The organism is Pseudomonas syringae (assembly GCF_021605415.1).
In the GTDB taxonomy this organism is placed as follows: Bacteria; Pseudomonadota; Gammaproteobacteria; order Pseudomonadales; family Pseudomonadaceae; genus Aquipseudomonas; species Aquipseudomonas syringae_S.
Map to the genome: position 1 here is coordinate 1 of NZ_WKEQ01000040.1, position 21376 is coordinate 21376.

Genomic DNA, 21376 nt, shown 5'->3' on the forward strand with positions numbered 1-21376 from the left:
CATGGTCGATCCAGACAACCTCGTCACCGTCGATGTCCAGACGATGGGCCAGCGAATGGCTCCAGCCGAAACCAAGCCCTGCATCAATCTCGGCCGCGCTGCTTCGATACAGTCGGGTGAAGGCAAATGGCAACAATCCATCCAGCGTGCCATCGGTGAGCGTCAGCAGTTCTTCGCCCGTGACCATCGACACTGGGCAGCCGTTGGTGCAGGTCAGTGGCGCGCAATCGGCACTGTCACCGTTGGGATTTTTCGCTTGATCGGGCTTGTCGTCGTAGGGCTCGTCTTTCTTCAACAAAGCGTTGCGCTTTGCGTCCCACCGGAGTTGCATCCGGCCTTTTTTTATTCCGGCTGCGACGCCGCGAGCGGCAACCGCCTTGTAGCGGTCGATATAGCCGATGAACGAGTTGACGATGCCGAAAAGTGCCTTCAACAGGCGCGTCACCGCAGAAAGCAATCCCGTTGCACGATCAGCCAGGCGCAACGTCAGGTAAGCGACACCTGCGCCCGCACCGACAAACGTCAGCACTACGGCAATCAAGATATCGATCAGCAATTGGACCACGAACATCGATATCGCTTCAGCGCTTTTGCCAGCGATTTCACTGGGCGGCAGCATTTCCAGCCAAAGACTGGCGGAACGCAGCAGCAGGCACAGCGCGGCTTCGTCACTGACCAGCAACTGAAGTTTTTCCATCAAAGCGGGGGCGGTTTGCGCCACTTCAATCAGCTGTGCGGCACCTTCGCCCAACCGATCAGCGAAGGCTCCGGGATCCTTGAGAATGTCCGACAACAAGCCGATGCCGTCCCACACACCTTCGATGGCTGCCCAGCTGCCGGCCATCATCCCATTGCCCGCCGCCATCGCTACGTCGTGCGACCATTGCGGTTTGAAACCCTGCCATTCGCTGCGTAGCCAGGACTCCAGATTCCCTGCCAGACCTTCATAGGACTTGAACAGGTCGTTTACTTGCGTTGCGGTAACCTCACCGTGAACGCGTACCCGATAGAACTTGCCCGCCGCGCCTCGAAACTCGCCCCTGCCCTGTGCATCCAGCGTGACGGGCGTAACCTCGCCAGTTTCCACCGCCACCACATCCACCATGATGTCGCCCAAGGGAATGTCGTAGACAGATTCGAACTTGCTCTCAATCTTCATCACCCCGTTTTTCGGGCACTGAACGACAGATGAAGAGAAATCGCTGTCACTGCTGCTGACGGCAGTACCGAGATCGCCAAAACGGATGATCCGCTCCATGCCCATCAGCGACGGCAGATCCGCTGCATGGCTGACATTGTCGGCGGAGCGACTCAGCCAGTGATTGAGCTGCTCACGGTAAACGCTGAGGGTTTGAGGAAAGCTGTCGAGCTCCTGCTCGATGCGAATGACCGTTTCCATCAGCGCAGGCAGCAATGCGAAATGAAGTGAAAAACCGGGTCGAACATGAGCGTTCCCTCGCGCAAAAATTAGGCGCGGGAACTGTGCGATGGATCACTCAATAAATAAGTCAGCCGAGTAGGCGAATGCCGTAGGAGAAGTCTTTAAAAGAATTCCACTCAATGTCGGGGGCTTGAAACGCAAACGTGGCGAGAGGTTTCCCTCACGCCACGTTTATCGAATTCGCACCAAGTGTTTATTTACTGTCACTGCCCGACGCCAGCTCTTTCAACTTGAGTTCGGCCAGCGGGTGCCCGGCCTTCGCGGCCAGTCCCCACCAGCGCGCGGCTTCGGTCGGATCCGGAGCCTTGCTGGGACTGCCGGCGAGGCTGATGACACCGACTTGGTAGGCTGCTTTACCATCACCAGCGAGCGCCGCCAGTTGCAGCAGCCTGATGCCCTCTTCGCGGGCGCCCAGACCGACGCCGCGAAAAGTCAGGATATGCCCGTAAAAGCTTTGCGCCCCCACATCACCAAGGTTGGCCATGCGGGCGAACTGACCTTCGAGCCATCGCCAGCCGCGTGGTTGGCGGACGAACCATGACCAGTGAAACAGCCTACGGGCCAGCCAGTAACTTGCCCGCGCCTTGAGTCGTAAAAACACTCAAGCCTCCGCCGACTCCGGGTACTCGTATTCGAACACCCGAACCACTTCCGATGCATGCCAGGACGCAGCCGCAACACCATCGGACGGCCCGGAAAAGCGCCCGAGACGTTCAACGCACTCAAAAAAACCGGTACGAGGAAGACGACTGGCGCCTTGGCTGATCACCAGCGAGCTGCGCAGCGGCTGTTCGGCTTTAGCGTCCATCGCCGCCAGATGTTCAAGCGCCGCCGTCAGGGTTTGCATGGCCGGCGAAGGCAATTGCAAACGTTCGAGCAGTGCCCGGTAAGTCAAGAGATGACGCTGTCTGCGCGCCTGATCCAGCTCCCCCAGCAATCCATCCCAATGTTGACGGCTGATGCGTACGCTCACGAGTGTTCCCTCCATCCCGGCACCGTCAATTCCCAGGCCAGGCTGCGGCGAATCGCAGCGTCGGGCAAACGCTCACCACTCTCGATCATGGCCAGGTATGAAGGGCTGATGCCTACCGTGCGGGCGAGCGCCTCGATGGCGATACCCTTCCCTTCGCGCAAACTGCGTAATTGATCCAGACCCGGAAGAATCGGGTCTGTAGAGGTCGCGGACGGCGTTGGAGCCGCAGGCGCGAGTGCTTCATTGATCCCTGCCGCTTTCAGCAAAGCCTGATACTGGGCCCATGGAAGCACCGCGTATTCGGGCTCGCCTTCGCGTGTAATTATCTGAATATCCATGACTACCCCGTAGGACAACGACACTTAGCGAGTCGGCGCTTTTCCTTCGAAGTGTAATCCTAACAGCGACGAATGTGGCGGGGGGTATCTAATATCCACAGAAAGTTCAGGATTTTTTCGGCCCTTGAAGCTGCAGTTGCTCCGGGCTGTCAGGAAGGCGTTCGACGATAGCGAGTTTTTCCGGCTTCTGCCGATTGCGCCACAGTCGAAAAGCGTTGAGTTCATCGTCGAGGGTTTTCATCAGCCAGGCGAGGACGGCAATGTCATCGAGCATGCCGAAAACCGGAATGAAATCAGGAATGGCGTCTACCGGACTGAGAAAGTACATCAGACCCGCCACTACCGAAATCAAGGCTTTCGGACTGATTGCACGGTACTCGCCACGCCAGTAAGCCAGGCACAGCGACTGAAGCAAACGCAGATCATCCTTGAGCTTGCCCAAGCGATTGCCTTGCGCAGCGCCTTTGCTGGCCACCGCGAACAACAGCGTCGGCAATCGTCCACGCGCGAGCAAGCGACCGGCCAACGGCAGGAATCGAGCAAAATTCCACGGAGTTTTCATCTAGTCTTCCCGTTGAAATGTTATCCACACAAATTGTGGATAACCTTGTGAACAGAGCTGCATTTCAGCGCTGAAAGCCCCGTTTCATAAGGGCTGCGCTTAGATCGGGCGTTTTTTACTCACCTGGAAAAAGCCCAATAATTCATTGACTTGGCCGTTCGAGGCGACTAGTGCTGGCGGCCCTAATGCTAGGACTTCGACAACCGCCATCGGTTCGCTCTGTTTACGCTCACCGTTCTCCAGATGCAACAACGCCCCGCTTGTGCGGGGCGTTGTTGATGAAGCCATCGCGAATTACTTGGCGGCGGCGTCTTCTTTGGCTGGATCCTTGATGGCCAGCAGTTCCAGGTCGAAGACCAGAACCGAATTGGCCGGGATGGCCGGGCTTGGCGATTGCGCGCCGTAAGCCAGATCGCTAGGAATGTACAGTTTGTACTTCTCGCCAACGTGCATCAGTTGCAGGCCTTCGACCCAACCCGGAATCACACCGCTGACCGGCAGATCGATCGGGCTGCCGCGCTCGACGGAGCTGTCGAATACGGTGCCGTTGGTGAGCTTGCCGGTGTAGTGAACAGTGACGACGTCAGTCGGCTTTGGCTGCGGGCCATCGGCTTTCTTGACGACTTCGTACTGCAGGCCGGACGCGGTGGTGGTGACACCGGCCTTCTTACCGTTTTCTTCGAGGAATTTCTTGCCGGCGGAAGCCGACTCTTCACTCATCTTGGCCATACGCTCTTCGGCACGCTTTTGCAGCGAGGCGAACGCTTCGACCAGCTCTTCATCTTTCAGCTTCTGTTCTTTCTTGCCGACGGCATCTTCGATGCCCTGGGCTACCGCTTTGGAGTCCAGATCATCCATACCTTCCTGAGCCAGGCTTTTGCCCATGTTCAGGCCGATACCGTAGGAAGCTTTTTGCGCCGGGGTTTTCAGCTCTACGCTGGTCTGCGAATCACAACCCGCGAGTACCAGGCCTACCAGGGCAACCGCCGCCGCCAACCGATGCTGTTTCATGCTATTTCCTTGTTCATGCGCCGAAAGGGCAAACGAGTAAAGCCGCGAGCTTATCAGGCCGCCACGACCAATGGCTACCGGCATGAGAGCAGGAATCTTCTGATAAGTTCAGGGATTAAAACGCATTTGGATAAAGGGAGGATGAAGCTTCTGTCATCTCGATCCGACGACATCCGATGACACATCCCACAAGACTGACGTAATGGCCACTTGCCGCCACCCCTTCGCCTGAGGCATAAGAGCACAACAAATCGACAAGGATGTTTATCTTGCGCCTCTTATTCCGTGTGCTGACGTTGTTCGTTGTGCTACTGGGATTCGGTCTTGCAGTAGTCCTGTATTACATCGCCAATCCAAAGCTGCCTTTCAATACGCCGGTGCAACAGTTGCATTACCTGGATCAATGGAGCGAACACGAACGGCAAATCTACTATTTCACGCCGCAAGGCACACAGATCAAGGGCTTGCGCTATGAATGGTTTCAAGCGCTGGAGTTGCCTTTCTCACAGCAACGCTTCGCATCCCCGGAATACCTGGCGCGTTTCGGCTTTCTGACCGACCCCAAACAAAAGGCTACTTCGGACAATCCCGGCAATCTGCCGGTGGGCTTCGCCCGGCATCAGAATCCGGGCAGTCAGGAGCAATATCTCGATATCACGTGCGCTGCTTGCCACACCGGCGAGCTGCATTTCAATGGCCAGGCCGTGCGCATCGACGGTGGTGCAGCCCAGCACGTCCTGCCTTCCAGTGTTCCTACATTGCGGGGCGGAAGTTTCGGACAAGCATTGGTCGCCAGTCTGACTTCAACTTATTACAACCCCTGGAAATTCGAGCGTTTCGCCCGCAGTGTGCTGGGCGAGCAATATGACGCGCGACATGAGCAGCTGCGTAAAGACTTCAAAGGTTCGCTGAACACCTTTATCAAAGTGGCGTGGAACGACACCCATCGCGGCCTCTACCCTACCGAGGAGGGCCCGGGGCGTACCGATGCTTTTGGGCGGATTGCCAATGCGACGTTCGGCGACGCCATTTCACCGAGCAACTATCGCGTCGCCAACGCGCCCGTCGATTACCCGCAGCTGTGGGACATGTGGACCTTCAATTGGGTGCAGTGGAACGGCTCCGCCCAGCAGCCGATGGCGCGCAATATTGGTGAAGCGCTGGGTGTCGGCGCGACACTGAGTTTCTTTGACAGTGACGGCCAGCCATTGCAAGGCGAAGCGCGTTATCCCTCGAGTGTTCGCGTCCACGACCTGCACAAAATCGAAGAAACACTGCAGAACCTCAAGCCCCCTGCCTGGCCCGAAGCAATATTGGGAGAAGTCGACAAACCGCTGGCCGCCAAGGGCCGCGCCTTGTTCGCTGAAAATTGCGCCGGATGCCATGTTCCCAAGGAAAAAAAGCAAGGTGAACGCTGGGTTAAGCATCTGCACATGTTGCCAGTGGACGTCATCGGGACCGACCCGAACGCCGCCAACAATATTGCTGATCACCGCTTCGACCTGACCGCCCTGCAATGGAGTTTGACGGAGCTTTCACACATGGATGTGAAACTGCACCCCAAACCGAAGGAACCGCTGGATTTGAGCCAACTGTCCGTGGCCAAAGGCTTGGCTTATGTCACGGCATTTGTCGAGCAGCGTGCTTATCGCGAAGCCGGTGTGAATACGCCTGAGGAGAAAGCCAGGCTCGACGGTTTCGGTCTGCCGATTGGTGTTCGCGAAAAAGTCGCCTATAAGGCGCGTCCTCTGGCAGGCGTCTGGGCAACGCCGCCATTTCTGCACAACGGCTCAGTGCCTAGCCTTTACCAGTTGCTGTCGCCTCAAGACGAGCGCGCCACCACTTTCTATAAGGGCACCTTTGAGTATGACCCTCGGCACTTGGGGTACCGCCCCGAGGCGTTCACCAACGGATTTCTGTTTGATACCCGCCTCACCGGCAACCACAACAGCGGGCACGAATTCCGTGCCGGATCGCTGGGCAACGGGGTGATTGGCCGGTTACTCCAGCCCAATGAACGCTGGGCATTACTGGAATACCTCAAAGTCTTGGGCGGCCCGTTGGAGGGGCAATTGCCATGATCATGACAACCTTCCAAAAAGAACTGCCCTGGCTCGCCCGACTTTGGCTCGGTATCGGCCGCTTGCTAAGCAAGATCGTACTGGTTTTGCTTGTACTCGGCCTGCTCGGCTGGGCAGTGGTGACAGCCTGGTTTGCCTGGCAACACCGTGGCCCGGTGTCGGCGCTGGAACAGATTCCCGCAGGCGAAGCGGCCATGACCCAGGACGTGATACAGACTGCCGTACGCATTGTCGACCAACACCGCGAAAGCACGCGTTACCTGCGCGATGCCCACGCCAAGGCCCACGGCTGCGTGAAGGCGCAGTTGCAGGTGCTGACGGATCTGGCGGCAGACCTGCGCCAAGGTGTGTTCAGCGATCCGGGCAAAACCTGGCAAGCAATCATGCGACTGTCCAACGGCAATGCCTATCCGCAGTTCGATAACATGCGCGACGCTCGGGGCATGGCGATCAAGCTGTTTGATGTGCCCGGCAAGCAATTGCTGAGCGATCGGCAGGGTCGAACGGAGCAGGATTTCGTGATGTTCAGCCACCCGAACTTTTTTGTCAGCGATGTCGCCGAATACCGTCAGAACGTGGCCGCCCAGGCGGATGGCAAGAAGATCATGGCGTTTTTCCCTGGCTGGGATCCGCGAACGTGGCAAGTCCGCCATCTGTTTATTGCTTTAGCGACACTTTCCCCGCCGCCGGACAGCCCGACGAATACCACGTACTTTTCGGTTTCGCCCTACAAGTTTGGTCAGGCAAACGCCAAATTCCGGGTGATGCCGGATCCGGATAATTGCCCGGCCTACACTTTGCCGAAACAGAATCATGACCTGCCGAACTTTCTGCGCAGTGCCCTTGACCAGCAATTGTCAACGGATCGTGCCCCGGCCTGTTTCGTGCTGCAGATACAACGCCAGGACGCAAACAAATACATGCCGATCGAGGACACCAGCATCGAATGGCGTGAGCAGGATTCAGCCTTCGAAACCGTGGCACGAATAACGTTGCCGCCCCAGGATTTCGACACCCCGGCGCTGAACCTGCAATGCGACAACCTGTCCTTCAATCCATGGTTTGGCATTCAGGAGCATCGGCCAGTCGGAGGGATCAATCGGTTACGCAAAGCGGTATATGAGGCCGTCAGCGATTATCGGCATAGTCGCAACGGCAATTGATCACGATGGCAGCGCCTCTGTGACGCTGACCTGTCCCGATTGTGTCCAGCTGTCGCTTTGGCGAAGTACGTTCAGTTCGCCGGCATCTGCCAGCCTGTCCGACAGATGCTGCATAGTTACCACGTCGCAAGAGGCCGGTTTGCCAAACGCCAGACAGCAGAAAGCCCGCATAAAGCGGGCTTTCTGGGTGGCATCTGGCGTTCAGCGTTCCAGATACCGAATATGGCGCAGCGGACGGGACTCGAACCCGCGACCCCCGGCGTGACAGGCCGGTATTCTAACCGACTGAACTACCGCTGCGCGAAACAATGAAAGTAGTGGTGGGTGATGACGGGATCGAACCGCCGACATTCTGCTTGTAAGGCAGACGCTCTCCCAGCTGAGCTAATCACCCAGTACCTTCGTTGCGGGGCGCATTATGCCACAGATTTCCATAAAGTCTTGATTTAATTGAATATTTTCTCAAATAAATCTGGAAACCGGCGAAACGACACGACCTGCAGGAACAACGTACAAACTTTGAGGCAGAAAAAAACCCGCCTCAGCGGGTTTTTCCGTGGTGACCTGGCGTTCAGTGTTCCAAGTTACCGAATATGGCGCAGCGGACGGGACTCGAACCCGCGACCCCCGGCGTGACAGGCCGGTATTCTAACCGACTGAACTACCGCTGCGCGTAACACATGAAACGAATGGTGGGTGATGACGGGATCGAACCGCCGACATTCTGCTTGTAAGGCAGACGCTCTCCCAGCTGAGCTAATCACCCTTCGCTTCGGTGTGGCGCGCATTCTACGGAGCGACCCTACCTCTGGCAAGCACTTTTTTAAATAATTTTCTCAGGCCTTCCAAAGGCTTACAGAAGGGTTGGCCTATGCCACCGCGAAGACAATAATGCCCCCCTTTGTATAAAGGAGAGACTCACCCCATGTGGTTCAAAAACCTGCTTATCTATCGCCTGACCCAGGATCTGCCCGTTGATGCCGAGGCGCTGGAAACCGCACTGGCCACCAAACTGGCGCGTCCATGTGCAAGCCAGGAGTTGACCACCTACGGTTTCGTTGCGCCGTTCGGCAAGGGCGAAGATGCGCCGCTGGTACACGTCAGTGGCGACTTCCTGCTGATCGCCGCGCGCAAAGAAGAACGCATTTTGCCGGGCAGCGTCGTGCGCGACGCGGTCAAAGAAAAGGTCGATGAAATCGAAGCCGAGCAGATGCGCAAGGTCTATAAAAAGGAACGCGACCAGATTAAGGACGAAATCATCCAGGCGTTCCTGCCACGCGCCTTTATCCGCCGCTCGTCGACCTTCGCGGCTATCGCGCCGAAGCAAGGCCTGATCCTGGTCAACTCGGCCAGCCCGAAACGCGCCGAAGACCTGCTTTCTACCCTGCGCGAAGTGATCGGTACGCTGCCAGTGCGTCCGCTGACTGTAAAAATGTCGCCGACGGCGACTATGACCGAGTGGGTCACCACCCAGAAAGCGGCCGACGATTTCTTCGTGCTCGACGAGTGCGAACTGCGCGACACCCACGAAGACGGCGGCATCGTGCGTTGCAAGCGTCAGGATCTGACCAGCGAAGAAATCCAGCTGCACTTGAGCACCGGCAAAGTCGTCACTCAATTGTCGCTGGCCTGGCAGGACAAACTGTCCTTCATGCTCGATGACAAAATGACCGTCAAGCGCCTGAAGTTCGAAGACTTGCTGCAGGATCAGGCGGAACAGGACGGCGGCGACGAAGCGCTCGGCCAGCTCGACGCCAGCTTCACCCTGATGATGCTGACGTTTGGCGATTTCCTGCCGGCGCTGGTTGAAGCGCTGGGTGGGGAAGAGACGCCGCAGGGGATTTAAACCTGGCCTGTTCCCTACTGAAGGAAAAGGGTTAGCTGTGGGAGCTGGCAAGCCAGCTCCCACAATGTTTTGTGGTGATATTAAAAAAGGATCAGGCCATGCGCGCACTGGCTGCACTAAGTCGCTTTGTCGGCAACACCTTCGCATACTGGGTACTGATTTTCGCTGTCGTCGCGTTCCTGCAACCGGCGTGGTTCATCGACCTCAAAGGCGCAATCGTGCCGTTGTTGGGGTTGGTGATGTTCGGCATGGGCCTGACCCTCAAACTTGATGACTTCGCCGCCGTCGCTCGCCATCCATGGCGTGTGGCGCTGGGCGTGGTTGCGCATTTCGTGATCATGCCCGGTGTCGCATGGTTGCTATGCCAGGCCTTTCATCTTCCGCCGGAAATCGCTGTCGGCGTGATTCTGGTCGGCTGCTGCCCGAGCGGCACGTCCTCGAACGTGATGACCTGGCTGGCCAAGGGCGATCTGGCGCTGTCGGTGGCCATCGCCGCCGTCACCACCCTCCTCGCTCCGCTGCTGACACCGGCCCTGATCTGGCTGTTGGCGTCGGCCTGGCTGCCGGTTTCGTTCATGGAGTTGTTCTGGTCGATCCTGCAAGTAGTGCTGCTGCCCATCGTGCTCGGCGTGGTTGCGCAACGTTTGCTCGGCGACAAGGTGCGTCATGCCGTGGAAGTGTTGCCGCTGGTGTCGGTGGTCAGCATCGTGATCATCGTGACCGCTGTGGTCGCCGCCAGTCAGGCGAAAATCGCCGAATCTGGATTGCTGATCATGGCCGTGGTGATGTTGCACAACAGCTTCGGCTATCTGCTCGGCTACTTCACCGGTCGCCTGTTCAAGTTGCCATTGGCCCAGCGTAAATCGCTGGCGCTGGAAGTCGGCATGCAGAATTCCGGGCTGGGCGCCGCACTCGCCAGCGCACACTTCTCGCCACTGGCGGCGGTGCCGAGTGCGCTGTTCAGCGTTTGGCACAATATTTCCGGGGCGTTGCTGTCGACGTACTTCCGCCGGATGAAGGACGAGGATGAGCAATTGACGCCTTCGCAACCGGCAACCGACTGATTTCAACCTTGAACCCCGGGTCAATGCTCGGCACTATTGCCCAACGCGAGGACGACCTCGCGGCTCGATCGAGTCATTAATCCGGGGACGACCCCTTCTATTCGATGGAGGTCTTCCATGTCCTGGATCATTCTGTTTTTCGCCGGCCTGTTCGAAGTCGGCTGGGCCGTCGGCCTGAAATACACCGATGGCTTCAGCCGTCCGCTCCCCACCGCACTGACCGTTGCCGCCATGGCCATCAGCCTTGGCTTGCTGGGCCTCGCGATGAAGGAATTGCCGTTGGGCACCGCTTATGCGATCTGGACGGGCGTCGGTGCCGTGGGTACGGTGATTGCCGGGATCATTTTGTTTGGTGAATCGATGGCGCTGTTTCGGCTGGCCAGCGTGGCGTTGATCATCGCCGGGTTGATCGGGCTCAAAGTCAGCGCTTAGGCCCCTGACCCCCATCGCGAGCAGGCTCGCTCCTACAGTTGACCGCGCTTGAACTGTAGGAGCGCGCCTGCTCGCGAAGAGGCCTGCGCATTCCACCTATCTTGTAGCGCCGCGCAATTCTTCCACCAACGCCCTCAACTTCAGCGGCTCGGCCTCTTCTACTGACACCGCGGAACCGGCCACCAGAGTTACTCGCGACCACAACCGGTGAAAGAAACCCTTGTTCGGATCGCGGCTGAAGAAACTACCCCACAACCCCTGCAATGCCAGCGGAATCACCGGCACAGGCGTCTCTTCGAGAATCCGCGTCAACCCGCCACGGAATTCGCTCATCTCGCCATCAGCGGTCAGCTTGCCTTCCGGAAAGATGCACACCAACTCGCCATCCTTCAGATATCGGGCAATCCGGGTGAAGGCTTTTTCGTAGATCTGAATGTCTTCCTGTCGCCCGGCAATAGGAATGGCCCCCGCTGTGCGAAAGATGAAGTTCAACACCGGCAAGTTGTAGATCTTGTAGTACATGACAAAGCGAATCGGTCGACGCACCGCGCCGCCAATCAGCAAGGCATCGACGAACGATACGTGGTTGCACACCAGTAGCGCCGCGCCTTCATCAGGGATCGCCTCCAGGTTGCGATGCTCGACGCGATACATGGAATGGCTGAGCAGCCAGATCATGAAACGCATGCTGAATTCCGGGACGATTTTGAAGATGTAGGCGTTGACGCCAATATTGAGCAGCGAGACCACCAGAAACAGCTGCGGAATCGACAGCTTGACCACGCTCAGCAGTACGATCGAAACGATGGCCGACACCACCATGAACAGCGCGTTGAGAATGTTGTTGGCGGCTATCACCCGCGCCCGCTCGTGTTCGGCAGTGCGCGACTGGATCAGCGCGTACAGCGGCACGATGTAGAAGCCACCGAAAATGCCCAGGCCGAGAATATCGAACAGCACAGCCCATGCATGGCCGAAACTCAGCATTTGTAGCCAGCCATGGCCGTCAACGCTGTCCGGGATTGCGCCGGAGTGCCACCACAGCAGCAAACCAAACACCGTCAGACCGAACGATCCGAATGGCACCAGGCCGATTTCGACTTTGCGCCCGGACAATTTCTCACAGAGCATCGAACCCAGTGCGATACCGACAGAAAACACGGTCAGGATCAGCGTCACTACGGTTTCATCGCCGTGCATCCATTCTTTGGCATAAGCCGGGATCTGCGTCAGGTAAATCGCCCCGACAAACCAGAACCACGAGTTACCGACGATCGAGCGCGACACGGCGGGCGTCTGGCCCAGACCCAGTTTCAGGGTCGCCCAGGACTGGCTGAAAATATTCCAGTTCAATCGCAGGTTCGGGGTCGCGGCGGCGGCGCGGGGAATACTGCGGCTGGCCAGATAACCCGACACGGCGATGCCGACGATCGCGACCGAAACCAGCGGCGCATAGTGCGTCGACGACATGATCACGCCTGCCCCGATGGTGCCGGCCAGAATCGCCAGAAACGTGCCCATTTCCACCAGCCCATTGCCGCCGACCAGTTCATCCTCACGCAACGCCTGCGGCAGGATCGAATATTTCACCGGTCCGAACAGCGCCGAGTGGGTGCCCATGGCGAACAGCGCCACCAGCATCAGCGACAGATGATCGAACAGGAAGCCGACCGATCCCACAGCCATGATCGCGATTTCCGCCAGTTTGATGACGCGAATCAACGCGTCCTTGGCGAACTTTTCTCCGAACTGCCCGGCCAGGGCCGAGAACAGGAAGAACGGCAGGATAAACAGTAATGCGCACAGGTTGACCCAGATCGAACGATCACCTTCGATGCTCAGCCGGTAGAGAATCGCGAGAATCAGCGACTGCTTGAACACGTTATCGTTAAACGCGCCGAGGGACTGAGTGATGAAAAAGGGCAAGAAACGCCGCGTGCGCAACAGGTTGAACTGTGAGGGGTGACTCATCTTCCGTGTGTCCCTGATTCTTGTAGTGAGTGGCCTGGATACGTTTATTGGAGTCTCGCTCCCTGATCCAGGCCACACATTACCTAATCTTTACCGCCTATTTCTTCAAACCTGCAATACACGGCGAGACAAACAGCACGCCTCGCCACGCGCCTTGCAGCGTGCGCTTGCCGACAATCAGCCACATCACCGCCAGCAACGTCACCAGCACACAGCCGATCACGCTGAAAAACGCCAAATTGAGCGCGCCGGCAAGCTTAAGTGTCGCCAGCGAGTACACGCCCAGCGGGAAGGTGAAACCCCACCAGCCGAGGTTGAACGGGATGCCGGCGCGCAGATAACGGCCGGTGATCAGCAGCGCCATTAACATCCACCACAAGCCGAAGCCCCACAGGGTGATGCCGGCCACCAGCCCGATGCCCGAGGCGATTTCACCAATGCCCGGCAAATCGTTGGCCGCGAAGATTGCCGGTGCATCGCTCCCCAGCAACAACATGCCCAGCGCGCCGGTGCCGATCGGCCCGAGAGCGAGCCAGCTCGATGCGGCCATGTTTTCGTGGGGCAGTTTATGCAGGGCCATGCGCAGCAGCAGGATCGTCAGAATGCTGAACGCAACCGGCAGGGAAAATGCCCAGAGCACGTAGCTTGTGACCAGCACCACCATTTGCGAGTGGGCATCGACGAGATGCGGAGCGAGCAATCCGCCACTGGCTGCCGCCACTTCTGCCGCTACCACCGGCAACAGCCAGACGGCGGTCATCTGATCAATGCTGTGTTCCTGACGGGTGAACATCATGTAAGGAATCAGCACGCCGCAAGCCAAAGACATCGCCACGTCCACCCACCACAGCACTTCGGCGACATGTATCACGCCATCGCCCCAACGCGGCACGCCGAACAACAGAAAGCCGTTGATGATCGTCGCAAGGCCCATGGGAATCGTGCCGAAAAACATCGATACGGTGGAATGCCCGAAAATCCGCCGCGCCTCATCGAAGAACAGTACCCAACGAGCTGCGTACGCGGCGGCGAACAACGCAAACAACAGGATGTTGAAGAGCCACAGGCCTTCAGCCACCGCGTGCAGCCCGGGAATCGCCAGAGGTAATTGCGCCAGAGCCAACGCCAGTACGCCGGTGCCCATGGTCGCGGCGAACCAGTTCGGTGTGAATTGGCGAATCACTTCACGCGGATGCTGAAGTTGGTTAAACGGCTTGTAGGCTGCCTTGTGAATATTCGGGCAAATCATCATGAACTCCTGTCCTCTGTTGAGGTTGAGGCCATGGTAGATCCGGATCGAATATCTATATAACGGGTAATTTCTCTATCTGTTATCTATTGTATCGATAAACGTTTAAACATCGCCTTGAAGGCAGCTCTTTGCCACCGGGCGCAGACTGATCAGCAATGCGCCCACTGCCAGCACGATGAGCACTGCGCCGTAGCCGTCAGTGGTGCTCAGCAATCCGAAACTGCGGGTCAGGTATCCGGCCAGCAATGCCGGCAAGCAAAACGCCAAGTAACTGAGCGCGTAGTACGCCGACATCAAGCCCGCTCGCTCATGGGGCAAGGCCAGCGGAACCAAGCTGCGCACTGCACCGAGAAAGCCTGAGCCGAACCCACAACCGGCGACCAGGGTTCCGAGGAAAAACACCGGCAGACTGGCGCTGTGTACACCCAGCAGAATCAGCACCACACCGACCGGCAGCAAACTGGCACCCAGTTGCAAGGCTTTGCTGGCGGGACGATTGCGCATTGTGAAGATCATCAGCGCACCGGTTACGGTCAACGCCGAGACTGTCGCGCCGCCGATCAGATTGGAGGTCGAACCGGTGGCTGCGCGCACCAGCGACGGTGCCAGTGAGGCGTAAAAACCACCGAGCGCCCAGGTCGCGATGTTCAGCGGCAGCACCCGCCATAACGTCGCGCGGGCTTGCGCCGGCACATGCAAGGTCGGTCGCAGGGACGCCCATGCGCCGGCCCGCGGCGTGACGCTTTCCGGCATCCTCCAGACGGACAACGCCTGCAACACAAACAACGCGAACAGTAACCAATAGGTCAGTTGCAGTGGCGCCGGGGCGAATTCGGCCAACAGTCCGCAGCCCATGCCACCCAGCGCCATGCCGAGCAGCGGCGCCACGCTGTTGATTAGCGGGCCTTGTTGCCGGTCGGTGTCCAGCAGCGTTGCACTTAGCACCGCCGTGGCCATGCCGGTGGCAAAACCTTGCAGCACGCGCGCACCGATCAGCCAGGCCACGCTGTCGGCATATATGAACAGCAGCATCGCCAGCGCATTGAGCAGCACAGCGGTAAAGATCACCGGTTTGCGCCCCAGATGATCGGACAATGAGCCGACGGTCAATAACGCCGCCAACAAGCTGAGGGCATAAACGCCGAAGATCAGGGTCAACACGGCTGCCGAGAAGTGCAGGTGATCCTGGTACAGGTGATACAACGGCGTCGGCGCGGTGGAAGCGGCGAGAAAACTGAGTAAGGTGATCGCCAGAAACCACAGGTTGAAACGATTTGAAGTCGGGCTGGAAACAGGGCCGGTCATGTGCACACTCCGCAAAAGCTAATTTTTTGCTTTTGCGGAGTGTGCTCGCGGCGTGCTCTTAAAGCAAATTCTTTGTGTTAAGGTCTGCCGCATGGCTATTAAAGAAGGTTTACGCCCGGGCGGTCGCAGTGCCCGGGTGCAAGAGTCGATTCATTCGGCAGTCCGCACGCTCCTGCAGGAACAGGAGCGCTCAACCGTGACTGTGCCGCAAATCGCCGCGCGCGCGGGGGTTACGCCGTCGACGATCTATCGGCGCTGGGGCGATCTTGCGGCCTTGCTCGCAGATGTCGCCCTCGCCCGCATGCGCCCCGACAGCGATCCGGCAGAAACCGGCAGCCTGCGCAGCGATGTCCGTGCCTGGGCCGAGCAATACCTCGACGAAATGAGCTCGGAGCCGGGCCGCAACATGATGCGTGACGTGCAGGCGAGCGCCACGCCGGGGTTTTGCGTGGCGATCATTGGGGAGCAGTTGCAGACCATCGTGGATCGACATCCCGATGAGCCGGCTCCGAGTGTTGATCGGCTGATCAACCTGGTGGTGGCGCCGGTGGTGTTTCGCATTCTGTTTTCGGCGGCGGCGCTGGAAGTGGATGAATTGCATCGGCTGATCGACATCGCGTTGCGCCAGGACTGACGCCTTCGCTGGCAAGCCAGGCTCCCACAGGATTTGTGGTGTCCAAAAAATGTCATTAACCACAGACCCTTCAGGATTTGTGGTGTACAAAAACCTCATTCACCACCGATCCGATAATGGTGTACACAAATCTGCATTCGACCCATACCCTGTGGGAGTCTGGCTTGCCAGCGATGAGGCCCGCTCGGTCGCAGCAAAAACCCGCCAGTTCCACACCTGCGACACCCCGCCGCGCCACGACCTTGGTCGACACTGACTAACCGCAGCACTCGTGCGAGACTGTCCGCCCGGGCGGGAGTCCCGGTTGTCTTTTGTCTGGAGTGCTCATGTCGTTGTCCACCGGGCTGATCGCCGCCGTCGCCCTGGCCTATATGGCCATCATGTTCGCCATCGCCTTTTACGGCGACCGGCGCAGCGCACCGCTGCCGCCGCGTGTGCGTGCGTGGGTGTACAGTTTGTCACTGGCGGTCTATTGCACGAGTTGGACATTTTTCGGCGCGGTCGGTCAGGCCGCCGAGCAGTTGTGGTCATTTCTGCCGATTTACCTCGGGCCGATCCTGCTGCTGGTGGGTGCGCCGTGGGTGCTGCAAAAAATGGTGATGATCAGCAAGCAGGAGAACATTACCTCCATCGCCGACTTCATTGCGGCGCGTTATGGCAAATCCCAGTCACTGGCAGTGGTCGTGGCGCTGATCTGTCTGGTCGGCGTCCTGCCCTACATTGCCCTGCAACTCAAAGGTATCGTGCTTGGCGTGAACCTGCTGATCGGTGCCGGCGCCGACGCCATGGGCACCCGTGCGCAGGATACGGCGCTGATCGTGTCGCTGGTGCTGGCCTTGTTCACTATTGTGTTCGGCACGCGCAACCTCGACGCCACCGAACACCACCGAGGCATGGTGCTGGCGATTGCCTTTGAATCACTGGTCAAGCTATTCGCGTTTCTCGCCGTCGGCGCTTTCGTCACCTATGGCCTCTATGACGGTTTCGACGATCTGTTCAATCAGGCCATGCTCGCCCCGCGCCTGGAGGAATACTGGAAAGAAACCATTAATTGGCCATCAATGGTGGTGCAGACCGGCGTAGCGATGATGGCGATCATCTGCCTGCCTCGGCAATTTCACGTCACCGTGGTAGAGAATATCGATCCGCAGGATTTGCGCCTGGCCAAGTGGGTGTTCCCGGCCTACCTCGCGCTGGCCGCATTGTTTGTAGTCCCGATCGCCCTCGCCGGTCAGATGTTGTTGCCAAGCTCCGTTATTCCTGACTCTTTCGTCATCAGCCTGCCGCTTGCCGAGGCGCATCCGGCACTGGCGCTGCTGGCGTTTATCGGCGGCGCATCGGCGGCCACAGGCATGGTAATCGTCGCCAGTGTCGCGCTGTCGACCATGGTGTCCAACGACATGCTGCTGCCGTGGCTGTTGCGCCGCAACAATGCCGAGCGCCCTTTCGAAGTGTTCCGCCAGTGGATGCTCTCGGTGCGCCGCGTGAGCATCGTGGTTATTTTGCTGTTGGCCTATGTGGCCTATCGACTGCTCGGCTCTACCGCCAGCCTGGCGACCATCGGCCAGATCGCTTTCGCCGCCGTCACCCAACTCGCGCCCGCCATGGCTGGCGCGCTGTACTGGAAACAAGCCAACCGCCGAGGCGTTTTCGCCGGTCTCGCCGCCGGTACGTTTTTGTGGTTTTACACGCTGGTCCTGCCGATTGCCGCCCACAGTCTTGGCTGGTCGCTGAGCAGCTTCCCAGGGCTGGCCTGGCTGCACAGCAACCCCCTGGACTTGCCGATTTCGCCGCTGACCCAAGGCGTGGTGTTGTCGCTGGCGGGTAATTTCACGTTGTTCGCCTGGGTGTCGGTATTGTCCCGCACGCGCGTTTCGGAGCACTGGCAGGCCGGCCGTTTCATCGGCCAGGAAATCAGTGCGCGCCCGAGCGCCCGCTCAATGCTCGCGGTGCAAATCGACGATCTGCTGCAACTGGCCGCACGGTTTGTCGGTGAAGAACGCGCGCGCCAGAGCTTCATCCGCTTCGCCTATCGCCAAGGAAAGGGCTTTAACCCCAATCAGAATGCCGACGGTGAATGGATCGCTCACACCGAGCGATTGTTGGCCGGCGTGCTTGGCGCTTCTTCGACTCGGGCTGTAGTAAAAGCCGCGATTGAAGGTCGGGAAATGCAGCTGGAGGATGTGGTTCGGATCGCCGACGAAGCCTCGGAGGTGCTGCAATTCAACCGCGCGTTGCTGCAAGGGGCGATTGAAAACATCACCCAAGGCATCAGCGTGGTCGATCAATCGCTGAAACTGGTGGCCTGGAATCGACGTTATCTGGAGCTGTTCAACTACCCGGACGGCTTGATCAGCGTCGGCCGGCCGATTGCCGACATCATTCGCTACAACGCCGAACGCGGCTTGTGCGGGCCCGGCGAGGCGGAAGTCCACGTTGCCCGGCGCCTGCACTGGATGCGTCAGGGCCGCGCGCACACGTCTGAACGCCTGTTCCCCAATGGTCGCGTGATTGAGCTGATCGGCAACCCAATGCCCGGGGGCGGTTTCGTCATGAGTTTTACCGACATTACAGCGTTCCGCGAAGCCGAGCAGGCGCTGACCGAGGCCAACGAAGGACTGGAGCAACGGGTCAGCGAGCGGACACAGGAATTATCTCAACTCAACGTCGCGTTGACCGAGGCCAAGGGCACCGCCGAAGCCGCCAACCAGTCTAAAACCCGCTTCCTCGCGGCCGTCAGCCATGACCTGATGCAACCGCTGAACGCCGCGCGGCTGTTTTCCGCCGCCCTCTCCCATCAGGACGATGGCCTGAGCGGCGAGGCGCAAAAACTGGTGCAACATCTCGACAGCTCGTTGCGCTCGGCGGAAGACCTGATCAGCGATTTGCTGGACATTTCCCGCCTGGAAAACGGCAAGATCAACCCGGATCGCAAGCCGTTCGCGCTTAACGAGCTGTTCGACATTCTCGGTGCCGAATTCAAAGCGCTGGCTCACGAGCAAGGCCTGTCGTTCCGCGTGCGCGGCAGCAATTTGCGCATCGACAGCGACATCAAACTGCTGCGACGGATTCTGCAAAACTTTCTCACCAACGCCTTTCGTTACGCCAAAGGCCCGGTGTTGTTGGGCGTGCGTCACCGTTCGGGAGAGTTGTGCCTGGAAGTCTGGGATCGCGGCCCGGGCATTCCGGAAGATAAACAGAAAGTGATTTTCGAGGAGTTCAAACGCCTCGACAGCCATCAGACGCGCGCCGAGAAAGGCCTGGGACTGGGTTTGGCAATTGCCGATGGTTTATGTCGCGTGCTCGGACATACCTTGCGCGTACGTTCATGGCCGGGGCGAGGCAGCGTGTTCAGCGTCAGCGTGCCATTAGCCGGAACGCAGGCCGTTACACAGAGTGCACCGGTCGAACTCAACGGCAAATTGCTGGGCGGCGCGCAAGTGCTATGCATCGACAATGAGGACAGCATTCTGATCGGCATGAACAGCCTGTTGAGCCGCTGGGGCTGTCAGGTATGGACGGCGCGCAATCGTGACGAGTGCGCGGCGCTGCTGGCCGATGGCGTGCGCCCGCAATTGGCGCTGGTGGACTATCACCTGGATCACGGCGACACCGGCACCGAATTGATGGCGTGGCTGAGAACCAGCCTGGGCGAGCCGGTGCCAGGGGTTGTCATCAGTGCCGATGGCCACCCGGAAACCGTGGCCAGAGTGCACGCCGCAGGGCTGGATTATCTGGCCAAACCAGTGAAGCCAGCGGCGTTGCGAGCGTTGTTGAGTCGGTATTTGCCGCTGTAAAGATTGTGCGACAAGGCAACCAACGCCTGCTCGCGCAAATGTTCAGCTACTCAGGCAGTTCAACCAAGCCATCGACATCAGTCATCGCCCGCTCCAACAGATCCGCGGGCAAACTCTTGCTCGCCCGCGCACCGAGCAATTTGAGCTGCTCGCTGCGGCTGACCAGATTGCCGCGCCCCTCTGTCAGTTTGTTCCGCGCCGAGCTGTAAGCCTTATCCAGCTGTTGCAGACGATTACCGACCTCGTCCAGATCCTGGATGAACAACACGAACTTGTCATACAGCCACCCGGCGCGTTCGGCGATTTCCCGGGCGTTCTGGCTCTGGCGCTCCTGCTTCCAAAGGCTATCGATCACCCGCAAGGTCGCCAGCAACGTGGTCGGGCTGACGATCACAATGTTGCGGTCGAACGCTTCCTGGAACAGCGTCGGCTCGGCCTGCAGCGCGGCGGAAAACGCCGCTTCGATCGGGACGAACAGCAAGACGAAATCCAGACTGTGCAAGCCTTCCAGGCGTTTGTAATCCTTGCCGGCCAGGCCTTTGACGTGACTGCGCAGCGACAGCACGTGCTGCTTGATCGCGATTTGGGCGATGTCGTCGTCATCCGCGGCAACGTATTGCTGGTACGCCGTCAGGCTGACTTTGGAGTCGACCACCACCTGCTTGTCGCCCGGCAGATAAATGATGACGTCAGGCTGGAAACGTTCGCCGTCCGGGCCTTTGAGGTTGACCTGGGTCTGGTACTCGCGACCCTTTTCAAGACCGGCGTGTTCCAGAACCCGCTCAAGGATCAGCTCGCCCCAGTTGCCTTGGGTTTTCTGACCTTTCAAGGCGCGCGTCAGGTTGGTCGCCTCGTCGCTCAGGCGCAGGTTCAGTGCTTGCAGGCGCTCAAGCTCCTTGGCCAGCGAAAAGCGCTCGCGGGCTTCGGCCTGGTAACTTTCTTCGACGCGTTTTTCAAAGGACTGGATGCGTTCTTTCAGCGGATCAAGCAGCTGTCCAAGGCGTTGCTGGCTGGTTTCGGCAAAACGCTGCTCGCGCTCGTCGAAGATCTTCCCGGCCAGCTCGGCGAACTGCGCGCGCAACTCGTCGCGGGAACCTTGCAGGTCGTTGAGGCGTTGCTGATGGCTTTCCTGCTGCTCGCGCAGCTCAGCGTTCAGCGAGGCGTTCTGCGAGTCCAGGCGCCGCAGCTCGGCTTCCTTGTTGGCGCGTTCGAGGTTCCAGGCGTGGGAGGCGTCACGGGCATCATCACGCTCGATCTGCAGCAGTTCGACTTCACGGCGCAGTGCCGCGAGATCCGCTTGCTTGGTGGCGTTGGCCTGGCCGAGGTCGGCGATTTCATCGCGGCAGCCATCGAGTTGCGCATTGAGGCCGTCCTGAGCCAGTTGCGCCATGGCCAGTCGCTCTTCAAGCAGTGCGATGTCGGCTTGCCCGTTACTGGCGCGGCGCTGCAGTTGCCAGGCCAATACCAGCAAGGGCAGCCCCGCTCCCGCCAGCCCCAGCAACATGC

The 21376-nt window shown here is 58.9% G+C and carries 17 protein-coding genes and 4 tRNA genes; 7 read left to right on the forward strand and 14 right to left on the reverse strand.

Annotation, left to right across the window (positions count from 1 at the left end):
- The 6 genes from GIW69_RS22295 to bamJ all read right to left on the reverse strand — a co-directional run.
- Positions 1-1399: DUF6531 domain-containing protein (locus GIW69_RS22295; RefSeq protein WP_236484933.1), on the reverse strand; the 1399-nt coding region annotated here is incomplete at its 3' end.
- 235 nt (positions 1400-1634) lie between these two features.
- Entirely contained in the window at positions 1635-2042 is a 408-nt protein-coding gene (locus GIW69_RS22300; protein WP_236484934.1) for an SEL1-like repeat protein, read from the reverse strand.
- The gene (locus GIW69_RS22305) at positions 2043-2414 is read right to left on the reverse strand and encodes a hypothetical protein (RefSeq protein WP_236484935.1); all 372 of its coding nucleotides are present in this window, start codon (positions 2412-2414) and stop codon (positions 2043-2045) included.
- Complete coding sequence (locus GIW69_RS22310; protein ID WP_236484936.1) at positions 2411-2752, reverse strand: helix-turn-helix domain-containing protein; 342 nt, start codon at positions 2750-2752, stop codon at positions 2411-2413. The genes GIW69_RS22305 and GIW69_RS22310 overlap by 4 nt, the downstream gene beginning before the upstream one ends.
- A gap of 106 nt (positions 2753-2858) precedes the next feature.
- Complete coding sequence (locus tag GIW69_RS22315; RefSeq protein ID WP_236484937.1) at positions 2859-3314, reverse strand: YkvA family protein; 456 nt, start codon at positions 3312-3314, stop codon at positions 2859-2861.
- 294 nt (positions 3315-3608) lie between these two features.
- Complete coding sequence (bamJ, locus tag GIW69_RS22320; RefSeq protein ID WP_236484938.1) at positions 3609-4325, reverse strand: BamJ family beta-barrel-assembly machinery protein; 717 nt, start codon at positions 4323-4325, stop codon at positions 3609-3611.
- A gap of 269 nt (positions 4326-4594) precedes the next feature.
- Here bamJ and GIW69_RS22325 point away from each other — a divergent pair, with 269 nt between their 5' ends.
- Positions 4595-6406: a di-heme-cytochrome C peroxidase gene (locus tag GIW69_RS22325; RefSeq protein ID WP_236484939.1), complete on the forward strand. Its 1812-nt coding sequence runs from the start codon at positions 4595-4597 to the stop codon at positions 6404-6406.
- Positions 6403-7569: a catalase family protein gene (locus GIW69_RS22330; RefSeq protein WP_236484940.1), complete on the forward strand. Its 1167-nt coding sequence runs from the start codon at positions 6403-6405 to the stop codon at positions 7567-7569. Before GIW69_RS22325 ends, GIW69_RS22330 begins: the two co-directional genes overlap by 4 nt.
- Before the next feature lie 223 nt (positions 7570-7792).
- On the opposite strand, the gene GIW69_RS22335 is transcribed toward GIW69_RS22330, so the two are convergent.
- The 4 genes from GIW69_RS22335 to GIW69_RS22350 all read right to left on the reverse strand — a co-directional run bounded on the left by GIW69_RS22335 (position 7793) and on the right by GIW69_RS22350 (position 8335).
- Positions 7793-7869: transfer RNA gene (locus GIW69_RS22335), tRNA-Asp, on the reverse strand.
- A gap of 18 nt (positions 7870-7887) precedes the next feature.
- Positions 7888-7963 (reverse strand) — tRNA-Val (locus tag GIW69_RS22340).
- A gap of 200 nt (positions 7964-8163) precedes the next feature.
- A tRNA-Asp gene (locus GIW69_RS22345) sits at positions 8164-8240 on the reverse strand.
- Positions 8241-8259: 19 nt separating this feature from the next.
- Positions 8260-8335 (reverse strand) — tRNA-Val (locus GIW69_RS22350).
- A 159-nt stretch (positions 8336-8494) separates the two neighbouring features.
- Here GIW69_RS22350 and rdgC point away from each other — a divergent pair.
- From rdgC to sugE, 3 genes are all read left to right on the forward strand, one after another.
- Positions 8495-9415, forward strand: a complete 921-nt coding sequence (gene rdgC, locus GIW69_RS22355; protein WP_236484941.1) for a recombination-associated protein RdgC — start codon at positions 8495-8497, stop codon at positions 9413-9415.
- 98 nt (positions 9416-9513) lie between these two features.
- Entirely contained in the window at positions 9514-10479 is a 966-nt protein-coding gene (locus GIW69_RS22360) for a bile acid:sodium symporter family protein (RefSeq protein ID WP_236484942.1), read from the forward strand.
- A 117-nt stretch (positions 10480-10596) separates the two neighbouring features.
- Positions 10597-10911 carry a quaternary ammonium compound efflux SMR transporter SugE gene (gene sugE, locus GIW69_RS22365; RefSeq protein WP_010456757.1) on the forward strand — a complete coding sequence of 105 codons (315 nt, stop codon included), beginning with the start codon at positions 10597-10599 and terminating at the stop codon, positions 10909-10911.
- A gap of 96 nt (positions 10912-11007) precedes the next feature.
- On the opposite strand, the gene GIW69_RS22370 is transcribed toward sugE, so the two are convergent.
- The 3 genes from GIW69_RS22370 to GIW69_RS22380 all read right to left on the reverse strand — a co-directional run bounded on the left by GIW69_RS22370 (position 11008) and on the right by GIW69_RS22380 (position 15439).
- Entirely contained in the window at positions 11008-12882 is a 1875-nt protein-coding gene (locus GIW69_RS22370; RefSeq protein WP_236484943.1) for an MFS transporter, read from the reverse strand.
- A gap of 97 nt (positions 12883-12979) precedes the next feature.
- Positions 12980-14131 carry a TDT family transporter gene (locus GIW69_RS22375; RefSeq protein WP_236484944.1) on the reverse strand — a complete coding sequence of 384 codons (1152 nt, stop codon included), beginning with the start codon at positions 14129-14131 and terminating at the stop codon, positions 12980-12982.
- A 105-nt stretch (positions 14132-14236) separates the two neighbouring features.
- Positions 14237-15439 (reverse strand): MFS transporter, encoded by a 1203-nt coding sequence (locus GIW69_RS22380; protein ID WP_236484945.1) that lies wholly within the window; start codon positions 15437-15439, stop codon positions 14237-14239.
- 91 nt (positions 15440-15530) lie between these two features.
- Here GIW69_RS22380 and GIW69_RS22385 point away from each other — a divergent pair, with 91 nt between their 5' ends.
- Positions 15531-16073: a TetR/AcrR family transcriptional regulator gene (locus GIW69_RS22385; RefSeq protein WP_236484946.1), complete on the forward strand. Its 543-nt coding sequence runs from the start codon at positions 15531-15533 to the stop codon at positions 16071-16073.
- Positions 16074-16399: 326 nt separating this feature from the next.
- Entirely contained in the window at positions 16400-19870 is a 3471-nt protein-coding gene (locus GIW69_RS22390) for a hybrid sensor histidine kinase/response regulator (RefSeq protein WP_236484947.1), read from the forward strand.
- Between the two features lie 46 nt (positions 19871-19916).
- On the opposite strand, the gene GIW69_RS22395 is transcribed toward GIW69_RS22390, so the two are convergent.
- Positions 19917-21281 (reverse strand): DNA recombination protein RmuC, encoded by a 1365-nt coding sequence (locus GIW69_RS22395; protein WP_236484973.1) that lies wholly within the window; start codon positions 21279-21281, stop codon positions 19917-19919.
- Positions 21282-21376: the final 95 nt, after the last annotated feature.